This is a genomic window from Deferribacter abyssi (genome assembly GCF_049472655.1).
In the GTDB taxonomy this organism is placed as follows: Bacteria; Chrysiogenota; Deferribacteres; order Deferribacterales; family Deferribacteraceae; genus Deferribacter; species Deferribacter abyssi.
Genome location: NZ_JAQNCS010000008.1, coordinates 98245 through 108940 on the forward strand (window position 1 = coordinate 98245; position 10696 = coordinate 108940).

General features: G+C 29.4%; 7 protein-coding genes. All 7 read right to left on the reverse strand.

Features of this window, described 5'->3' with window-relative positions; genetic code table 11:
- Positions 1–14: 14 nt before the first annotated feature.
- Positions 15–2105 carry a CHASE2 domain-containing protein gene (locus OWK30_RS06155; RefSeq protein WP_423324606.1) on the reverse strand — a complete coding sequence of 697 codons (2091 nt, stop codon included), beginning with the start codon at positions 2103–2105 and terminating at the stop codon, positions 15–17.
- Positions 2106–2132: 27 nt separating this feature from the next.
- Positions 2133–3164: a FecR domain-containing protein gene (locus tag OWK30_RS06160; RefSeq protein WP_423324608.1), complete on the reverse strand. Its 1032-nt coding sequence runs from the start codon at positions 3162–3164 to the stop codon at positions 2133–2135.
- Positions 3109–4026: an ROK family protein gene (locus OWK30_RS06165; RefSeq protein ID WP_423324610.1), complete on the reverse strand. Its 918-nt coding sequence runs from the start codon at positions 4024–4026 to the stop codon at positions 3109–3111. Before OWK30_RS06165 ends, OWK30_RS06160 begins: the two co-directional genes overlap by 56 nt.
- A 166-nt stretch (positions 4027–4192) precedes the next feature.
- The gene (locus tag OWK30_RS06170) at positions 4193–5218 is read right to left on the reverse strand and encodes an SPL family radical SAM protein (RefSeq protein ID WP_423324611.1); all 1026 of its coding nucleotides are present in this window, start codon (positions 5216–5218) and stop codon (positions 4193–4195) included.
- Positions 5205–6017 carry a hypothetical protein gene (locus tag OWK30_RS06175; protein ID WP_423324613.1) on the reverse strand — a complete coding sequence of 271 codons (813 nt, stop codon included), beginning with the start codon at positions 6015–6017 and terminating at the stop codon, positions 5205–5207. Before OWK30_RS06175 ends, OWK30_RS06170 begins: the two co-directional genes overlap by 14 nt.
- A 21-nt stretch (positions 6018–6038) precedes the next feature.
- Positions 6039–7163: a signal recognition particle-docking protein FtsY gene (ftsY, locus tag OWK30_RS06180; protein WP_423324615.1), complete on the reverse strand. Its 1125-nt coding sequence runs from the start codon at positions 7161–7163 to the stop codon at positions 6039–6041.
- A gap of 81 nt (positions 7164–7244) precedes the next feature.
- Positions 7245–10613 (reverse strand): AAA family ATPase, encoded by a 3369-nt coding sequence (locus OWK30_RS06185; RefSeq protein WP_423324617.1) that lies wholly within the window; start codon positions 10611–10613, stop codon positions 7245–7247.
- Positions 10614–10696 lie beyond the last annotated feature (83 nt).

Consider the following 10696-nt stretch of genomic DNA (forward strand, 5'->3'; position numbering starts at 1 on the left):
AAACCAACCAGCACTCATTTTTTATAAAACGTTGTTATATAATCAAACTCTTTCTTGTCACCTTTAAAGCTATCCATACGTTTCAAGTAAACTTCAGCCAGATTATCCTTATATCTTTCCAAAAGTATTAAAAAATTCTTTCTGGCTCGATTAAAATTAAACGATCTATAATATGACAAACCTTCCTCGTATAGCTTGAAAAAAACATCATCAACATCTTTCACAACAACTTCATAAATATCAACCGGTTTATTTTTTCCTTTAACCCTTACAGTATCAACAAGCCTTATAGGATAGTTTTCATTTAATAGTTTCTTAGCAGACTCAGAAATTAATATTTTTGTTCCATAATATTTATTGAGCCCTTCCAATCTACTTGCTAGATTCACAGTATCACCAATAGCAGTATAGTCAAAGCGTCGTTCAGTACCAAGATTTCCTACAACGGCATCTCCACTATTTATTCCTATACCTATATCAATATTAGGCCACCCTTTATTTCTAAAATCACAATTAAGCCTTTCTAAAAACGATATAATTTCAACAGATGATTTTACAGCCATATCGCAGTGATTTTCTAAATTTAAAGGAGCATTAAAAATTGCCATAATTGCATCGCCTATATATTTATCAAGCATACCTCTATTTTTAAGTATAATCTCAGTAGCTGGTCCCAAAAAAGAATTTAAAAGGCTAACAAGCGACTCAGGATCCAACTCTTCTGAAATGCTTGTAAAACCTCTAATATCTGAAAAAAGAACTGTAATATCTCTCTTTTCACCACCCAATTTCAATCTATCAGGATTTTGCAGAATCTCTTCAACGAGATCCTCAGAAATATAACTACTAAACGCTTTTTTCAGATATTTACTTTTTTGCTCCACCACAAAATTTTTATACACTTCTATAAGAACAAACGATAAAATTATTGATGAAAAAGGGTAAATAGAAGATAGCTGTAAATTATAAACATCAAACATTTTAAAGTTAAAATAAAAATAACCTAACGAAAAAATTAGTACAGCTAAAAACGAATATATACTTCTTCTAAAAGAAATTGAAATAATAACAACAACAAAAGATAGAAAAAAAATCGTAACAATATCTATCATAACCGTTTTACTATCCTTAATAAGGAAAAAATTTTGTAAAACATTTGATGCAAATGTACAGTGAATTTCCGTTCCTGGAAAATTTGAATCAACAGGTGTAGCCTGAAAATCACCAACACCAGTTTCTGTTATTCCAAGGAAAACCAATTTATCTTTCAATAAATTTTTTTCAACTTTCCCTTCAATAACATCAGCAGCTGAAACAGTCACTATCCCCCCTTTTGGTCCATAAAAATTTACTAGAATACTTCCATCCATATCTACCGGAATAGATTTTTTCCCTAAAAACAATTTGTTTATACCAAACCTATCCACATAAAGCATTATTTCTTCATCAAGATAATGAGATAAAGCTGAAAGTGCCAATGATGGCATAATAAAACCATTAAAATCAGCTACAATATAAACCCTTCTTAAAATTCCATCTTTATCAGGAAAAACAGAAAAAAAACCTTTAGAATAGGCTCCCTCTGCAATTTCATCAATATTTGTTTCAGCACTCTTAAATGATAAAAGAGGTAATTTATCTACATCCTCAAGTAAGTTTATGTTTTCAATTGAAAAATCAGGTAATCTCTCCATAGAAGCTTCAGCTTCTCCCTCACTTATTGTTTCCCTAAAAAAATAACCTAATATTACGTTCTGTTCTCTATAAATTGCTTTTGATAAGGCAGCATCTGATTCTAAAGTAGATGGTTCAGAAAAAACAATATCCAATGCAATGGTTTTAACACCATAATCGTTTAGTCTATCAATCAAATTAGCAATTAATTTTCTATCCCAGGGCCACCTACCATATTTATCAATACTTTTACCATCAATAGCAACAAGTAGAATTTTGTCAGATGCTTTTTTAAAACCTCTTAATCTGAATTTACTATCTTCCAACTTCGTATCTATGCTATTCAAAAAATCAAATTGACTATAATATAAAAAATAAACAAAAAATGAAACGGCAGCAGCAATAAAAAAATAAACAACTTTTTTCAGCATATTTCTCTCTAGTTCATATTATATTAACTAATTTTTATCCTGTATCATATTGAGTATAACATTTACTGTAGAAGTAAAACGTCCATTAGGAAATTCTTCTTTATACTTATTAAAATATTTTTTACATTTTATATAATCTTTTTGTTCATAAGCAATAAATCCCATTTGAAATATGGCATATTCATAATAGATTGTATCTTTATAACTCATTAAGATATTTGATAAATATTTTTTTGCAGAACTCAAATCATTTATAAATTTTGACATAATAATAGATTTTTTATATAGTGCCTCTGCCTTAAAATCATGTGATTTTGCAAATAAATACGCATAATCCAATGATTTTATAGCCTCATCATACTTTTTCGCATCAGCCAAATAACTAGCATAATTGATATTCCATCTAGCAATAATATCAGGCAATCTTTCACTTTTCTCTAAATCATCTGGTATTTTAAAATCTGTAATCGAAAGTAACGTCTGAAACATTTCTTTAAGTTTTTCATCATCTTCATACCTTACAGGTTCAAGAGGTATGATACCTTTAGAAGCTTGAGTCATTTCACCCTTCCTTGTACTTACCGAGCCATTATCCGTTAAAATATTTACCACACCTTCATCAGTAAAAACACACAAAGCTTCGCTATTTGAATATGCAATAAACTCAGTACCCTTTACCCCTGCAACAGCACCAGCCGATGAGATAGAGTATTTATTCTTTGGTTTTAGTTTTGAAACAATAGATCGAATACTCCCTTTTTTTAATTCAATTTCTGTGTTACTACTACGCTTGTCTGTCTTTTTAAGGATAACTTCACTATTTGGTGAAATAACAAAAATTGTTTTATTTCTCATAAAAATCGACAAAGACGATCTAGAATCAGTAATAATCTTATCACCAACATACACTTTTTTTCTTTTACGAGCTACCTTGCCATTAATTAAAGGAGTACCTTTTAATTCACTAATTTTCCCAAAATATATTTTTATTGCTAAAGAATTATTAGGAACTAATAGTGTTATTGTTATCAACAAAAAAAGCATTACTTTTTTGTGCATAGTAAAATCCTCCCAAAAGGGCTGCATCATTCTTCAAACTAGTAATATTTATTATAACATTTTTTTTATAAGGAGGATATATTTTTGAATTAAAAAAATTTATTAAATCCTTAAAAAAAATATCACCGAAATGCGATATCCCTCCGCCAATAACAATATTGTTTACATAGATAACATTCAAAACAGACACCAAGCCCATTGAAAGATAATGAGCAAATTGTTTAAATGTTAATACAGCTATAAGTTTTCCCTGTTTAGCTTCAGAATAAACTTTATTTAACGTACTTTTTTTTGTCCCACCCAAAATCTCATAGGTATTAAGTATACCATTCTTGCCACAATATGTTTCTAAACACCCTTTATTACCACATCTACAAGGTCTTCCATCATTTTCAATAATTATATGTCCTATCTCTGCCACAGAGAACTGGGTTCTTAGCAGCTTTCCATTAACAATCAAACCACCTCCAACCCCTGTTCCTATAGTAACCATAAGCATACTTGAACTACTTTTTCTAAAGGTGTAATATTCACCAATAGCTGCAAGATTAGCATCATTTTCTATTAAAACATTCCCTAAATCTAAATCTTTTACCAAATCTTTATTTGTGAGATAATCAATATTTGGTGCATATACAATTTTATTTTTATTATAATCAATGACTGCTGGTAAACCTAAAACCACGGTATTTACTCTTTTTAACGTTTTAACACGAATCAATGAAATTAATTCATTGTAATTTGAGGGTGTTTTAATAATCTCCTTATTCAAAATTACTCTTCTATTATTAAAAACAGCATACTTAGTATTTGTACCACCGATGTCAAACACAGCAACTTCACCAATTTTAGTATTTACCACAGATAACTCCTATAAAATAATCCTAAGTAATACATATTAACAATAATGTATTAAATTTAACAGCAAATAACAAAACTTTTACTGAAATTATCACTTATTACATTGACCCATTTCAGGTTTCTTATTCGTTTTTGTAGGATACTATAAACAAACATAAAATTGTTATTTAAGAATACCATGGGAATTTTTTTTCAAACTCCTTCCTCTCACCAGGATCAAAATTCATCAACTTATCCCATATTTCTTTTTGTTCCATACAAAAATATATAAAAACATTCTTCCAATAACTCCTAATTTTTTCAATGACAAACCTTAACATACTAACCCTTAACCCCTTGAAATACCTCATTTTTCCATCACCTGCTACAATAAAATTATTTTCAAAAAGTATCGTATCATCAAATTTCTCTCTAACTCTTTCATACAATTCAGGAATAAACCTAAAGGTAGAAACACTAATAAATTCTACCGACCGTTCAGGTATATTTTCAAAAAGCATTTCAATCACATCTGCATACCCTTTTTCAAAATTATCATAATAAATTAAAGGATCAAAATGAAAAGACACTTTAAAACCAGCTTCAGCACATGTCTTTGCAGCATTTATTCTTTCTAACAATGTGGTAGTTCTAATCTCTTCTCTTTTAATAATAAAATCTGGATTTAAACTCCAAGATACAACAATATTCTTAGGATTTAAATTTAACAAATTATCGATATTTTTCGATTTTGTTTTAAACTCAAATTGTATATTTTCAAGATGATTTACAATATCAGCATAAAATTTCGAAAACTCAAAAATGTTATCAAGGGCTAAACTATCTGATAACTCTCCAGTACCAAGCCTAAATCTGCCTTTACTATTAAGTTCTAAAATCTCTTTTTCAACAACCTCTAAATTTGAGTATATTTTTATATATTCGTGATTAAGATACACCTGTAAAATACAATACTTGCAATCATAAGGACAACCTTCTATAGCATCAACCACTTGATAATTACAACATCTATAATTTTTTGTTGCTGGACAAGGATGTACAAATTTGTTTAAACTACTAGTTATAAAAATATTACTTTTCACGTCTTCAATATCATTGTAATCTTTTTCAGAAATAATCTCAAAAGGGATACCCTTCCTCTCAATAACCTTCACTGGCAGTGAATTCAACGATGCTTTATCAACATAAATCATAATTCTTTAATTCTTCAAAAAATAATTCAATTTTATCTCTGTTATTTTTAATTGTTTCTATTTTCATGATAAGTTCTTCAGTATCTGAAAATTTCAAGTTCAATAGAAATTCACAAGTTTCAAAATTTGATACAGGTATAATCTTTATGCCTTTACCAAAAGATTTCTGTAATTGATCTAAAGAAACCAAGACGTTATAATATTGCTTATTTCTATTTTTTCTTATTTCTTCAAAATATTCTTTGTCATAATAATCTATATTAATAAACCTTGAATAATCATACAAAAAATTAAGCAATTTTCTAAAATCTCCAACAGAAGGCGTCTCTTTTTTAATATAATCTAAAACTATTGATTTCAAATTTTCTTCTAACCTTAAAAATAATGATATGTATTTTAAAGTTATTTTTTTAACAACTATATAACTTTTAAATTCATCTGTAAGGCTCAATATATTCTTTAAAACCTCAAAATTTCTTTTACCTTTTACACCTTTTTCTTTAAAAATTTTTATTCTATCAATATTACATTTATAATTTTCTGCAATTTTTAAAATATTTGCCAACTCAATCAAACTTATATCAGAATACAAAGAAGTAGAAAAAGATAAAACATCTTCAAAGGATTCAAAATCTTCCAAAAAAACATCTCCTCCCTCATATTCATAATTATTTAGCTGATAATACATATTATCAACTCTCGCAATTATAGGGGGATAAACAGAGTTATCACTCCTTTTGTATAACCAGTTGAAGCTATTTTTATCAATCTGCCTATCAAAATTAGTAATATACTTCACTTTTCAATCACACCTGAACACTTATGTGACATTCCTACTATTAGTCTCAAAAAGAGCATCTACAAAAGTCTGAGCATTAAAAGGCTTTAAATCATCTATCTTTTCACCAAACCCAATAAACTTTACAGGTATTTTTAACTCATCTACAATACCCACAATCACTCCACCTTTAGCAGTCCCGTCAAGTTTTGTAAGTACGATCCCAGTAACACCCACAGCTTCACTAAAAATCTTTGCTTGATTAACAGCGTTTTGACCTGATGTTGCGTCTAAAACCAACAATATCTCATGTGGAGCTTCAGGTATCTCTTTTTTTATAACTCTAACAATTTTTTTAAGTTCATTCATAAGATTAAACTTTGTATGTAGTCTTCCTGCTGTATCGGCAATCAACACATCAACACCTTTTGACTTAGCAGATACTACAGCATCATAAATAACTGCAGCTGGATCACTGCCTTCTTTCTGTTTTATCAAATGCACCCCCACTCTATCAGCCCAAACTTGCAACTGATCAATAGCCGCAGCTCTAAACGTGTCTCCAGCAGCCAAAACGGTCTTCAACCCATTATCCTTAAACATTTTTGCAAGTTTTGCTATAGTAGTAGTTTTACCTACCCCATTTACTCCTACTACAAGTATAACGTATGGTTTTTCATCGACCTGTTTCAAAGAATTATCCAAACTCAAAATATTTAAAATCTTACTTTTAATTGAATTTTTCAGTTCCTCTGGATTTTTTAAAACTTTTCTAGAAACTTCTTCTCTAACCTCATCGATAATTTTCAAAGTAGTGTTAACTCCCACATCTGAAGTAACAAATAATTCTTCCAATTCTTCTAATAAATCTTCATCTATCTCTTTTTTACCTAAAAATATGGTCTCAATTCCACCAACAAGCTTATCAGAAGTTTTACTTAAACCTTTCTTTAAGCGTTTAAAAAAAGATTGGCTCTCATCTTCATTTTTTGATGTATCTATTTCTTGAACAACATCTCTTTCAAAAGCTTTTATCAACTCTTCAGAATGAGAATCTCCCTTATCCTCTACATTTTCATCTAATAATTCTTCAGACTCTAGAACTTCAGTTTTTTTCTCCTCTATTTTTTCAGATTTCTTCTTCTTAAAAATATTAAAAAAACCCATAACCTCTACTCCTTAATACTTTTTCCTTTCTTTATTTAAAACTTATCCTAATTATTTTTTCCAAAAACATTAATTACAAATTTAAATATTCTCCATTTTTACAGATAGAACTTTTGAAACCCCAGGCTCTTCCATTGTTATTCCATAAAGAGAATCAGCATCGCTCATTGTTTTTTGATTATGAGTTATAATGACAAACTGAGTATCTTTTGATAATTTTCTTACAATCTTTAAAAACCTACCTATATTTGTCTCATCAAGTGGAGCGTCTACTTCATCAAGAAAACAAAACGGCGTAGGTTTATATAAAAACATGGCAAAAAGAAGTGTGCAGGCAGTCATAGCTTTTTCTCCACCAGATAATAAATTCATGTTTGTCAATTTTTTGCCTGGTGGTTGAACAAAAATTTCAACACCCGTTTCAAGAATATTTTCCGGCTGAGTTAATTTCAATTCAGCTTTACCATCACCAAAAAGGATTTTAAACACATCCTGAAAATTTTGGCGTACTTGTTCAAAAGTGGTTTTAAATCTATTTACAGTAGTCTCATCAATTTCATTGATCAAATTTTGAATACTCTCAATAGATTTTTCAAGATCTTCTTTTTGCTTACTCAAAAACTCATAACGCTCAACTAATGATTTGTATTCATCCTCTGCTGCCATATTTAATGGCCCCAAATTTTCAACTTCTTCTTTTAATTGATTATATTCATCCCTGTTCTTTTTTAAGCTAAAATTATCATTAATAAATTTCTTAAACTCTGCTTCAATATTAGCCTCAAAGCTATTATAAAATTGATCTCTTATATTTGACAATTTACTCTGTAAACCGGCAAGTTTGATTTCGATATCGTATACTTCTCTTTCAATTGTCTCAATCTCTCCCCTCTTTTTAGCAATTAATGTCTCGCTTACATTAACATTTTGATCCAAATCATTAATTTCAGCTTCCAATATATTTTTTTGTATTAAAATATTATGTTTTTCTTTTTCCAACAGTAATTTTTTCTCCATTTTCTCTTTCAAGCTCTCTTCCCAGTTTGTAATATCTACAGTCAAAAGTTTTTTTAATCGTTCCTGCTTTGTTTTAATCTGATTCAACGTTGTATTTAATTCTTTTTCAAAATGACGTAATTCCCTGTTTAAAGAGTTATAAGATTCATCTAAGCCTCTTTTCTCTACAAGTAAATCTGTTAACTCATTTTTTTCTAAATCAATTTTCTCTTCATAAAACTCTAGCTCACCTTCAATGTCATCTTTATGATTCTCAATATCTCTTAATCTTTCAGCTTTTGCCTCAATATCACTCTTTAACTCTAAAATCTCTTTCTCTGCAGCATCAATGGAGTTTTGCAAAATTTCCTTTTCTTTTTCAACTACCTCAATAGACTTCTCTGCTTTTTCTATATATTTTTTAACATTTAAGAGTTCTGCAGATTTTCTTTCATATACCAAGCTTTTTTCATTAATAATTTTAGTAAACTTCTCTTGTTCAAGCTTTAGAGTCTCAAGTTTTCTCTGTTTCTCTTCTAAATCTTTACCCATAGTATAAACAGCAGTACTGACCTGCTTTATTTCATTTTCAACCTGAAAAATCCTATCTCTAATTTCCTTAATCATTATAGATTTATCATCTCTACCCATTTTCCTGTATATCTTATTAACACATATAAGAGACTCACTAATTTTCTGAGAATTCAGACCTATAATATTCTTCTCAATTTCCTCCAACATTGAAATAAACGTAAATCTAATTCCATTTTGCATCTTCTCAATAAGCTCAAACACGTTATCCTTATCCTCATCAGCAAAAACTACTATATCACCAAACTCAAGTTTAACATCATCATCCATTAGTTTAATAAAATCTGTAATATAACCTTTCTGAATCTTCTTAAGATGAGAACTTACTTTATCTTGCCCAAAAGTATATTTGTCTAATTGTGACGTTAGAATCTTCAGTTCTTTTTCAAGTGATTTTTTCAAAATCGTCTTTTCTTTTATCTTATCACTAAGTTGATTAATATCTTCCTCAACAACAAATAATTCATTTTGAATCAACCCCAATTTTTCCTCAAATATATTTTTGTCTTCTTTAATATCATAAAGTTGTTTTTCAAGAAAGTTTATTCTTTCCTTATTTTTATTCAGCTCTTCTAGTAATCCAGAAAACTCCGTATCCTTCCCTTTTATTTGACGTTTTGCAGAATCAATCTCAGCCTCAAGCTTAATTATTTGATTCCTTTTTTCGGTAATTGCATCATTCAAATCCAAAAACTGGCTATCAAACTCATCCAGTTCATCTTTTAATGTTTCTATTTTTAATTTAAATTCTTCAATAACCTCTTCTTTCTCCTTAATCTGAAAAGAAAGTTGTTTACGGCTTTTTTCTATATCATCAACTTGTTTTAAAATATCATTTTTCTTGTAACTTAGCTCTTTTAGTCGCTCCTCACCCTCTTGAATCTCCCGTTTTAGCCCCTCTTTCCTTTTGCTAGCACCTTCAATATTGTTCTTTAAAATGGCAATATCATTATCTACTTTCGAAGCACTGTTATTCAATTCAATAATTGTCTCTGTAACCTTAGAATAGGATTCTCTTTTTTCTGCCAACAAACTCTTATTAACTTTCAGTTCACTTTCCAAAATACGCAATTCATTTTTCTTTGTACTCAAACTAACTTTTATATCATTTAAGTCATTTAGTAGTTTTGTATAGTTAGATTTAACCTTAATAAAATTGTTTGATAAATATTCTTTTTCTAAAAAATCCAGCCTCTGTTTTATTTCTCTGTATCTTTCCAGTTTTTTAACCTGTATTTCCAAAATATTTTTATTTTTTTCTACTTCACTAAGAATATCAGCAAGACGAAGCAAATTCTCTCTTGTATGAGAGAGCCTGTTTAAAGCCTCCTTTTTTCTTTCCTTAAATTTTGTCACTCCTGCTACTTCATCAAAAAATAATCGCAACTCTTCAGGCGATGCTTGAATTATTTTTTCCACTCTCCCCTGTTCAATAATTGATATGCTCCTTGCTCCAATCCCAGTATCATAAAAAAGCTCCTTAATATCTTTTAACCTACATTTCCTGCCATTAATGAGATATTCACGTTCACCTGTTCTATAAAATTTCCTTGAGATTGATATTTCTGATAGTGTACCCCACTTCTCAGTTATCTCCTCAGAGACATCAGAAATAACCAAAGTTACTTCACAAAAACCTGCTGGTTTCCTATTTTCACTACCCGCAAAAATGACATCTTCCATATTATTGCCACGTAACTCCTTAGGGCTCTGCTCGCCAAAAACCCACCTAATAGCATCCAATATATTACTTTTACCACTACCATTAGGACCTACTACACACGTAATACCTTCTGGAAAATCAATAACTGTTTTATCTACGAAAGATTTAAATCCATTTAATATCAACCTTTTAAACTTCATCCCTCACCTAATTTCTGTTAAATTAAACTTAAAATATACCCAAAATTTCTCAACTTTTCCAGAAATTTTTCTAGGATGTTAAT

Bases quoted from the DNA above. Each gene is read 5' to 3' on its own strand.
- OWK30_RS06155 (WP_423324606.1), bottom strand. From the start codon at position 2,105: ATGCTGAAAAAAGTTGTTTATTTTTTTATTGCTGCTGCCGTTTCATTT.
- OWK30_RS06160 (WP_423324608.1), bottom strand. From the start codon at position 3,164: ATGCACAAAAAAGTAATGCTTTTTTTGTTGATAACAATAACACTATTA.
- OWK30_RS06170 (WP_423324611.1), bottom strand. From the start codon at position 5,218: ATGATTTATGTTGATAAAGCATCGTTGAATTCACTGCCAGTGAAGGTT.
- ftsY (WP_423324615.1), bottom strand. From the start codon at position 7,163: ATGGGTTTTTTTAATATTTTTAAGAAGAAGAAATCTGAAAAAATAGAG.
- OWK30_RS06185 (WP_423324617.1), bottom strand. From the start codon at position 10,613: ATGAAGTTTAAAAGGTTGATATTAAATGGATTTAAATCTTTCGTAGAT.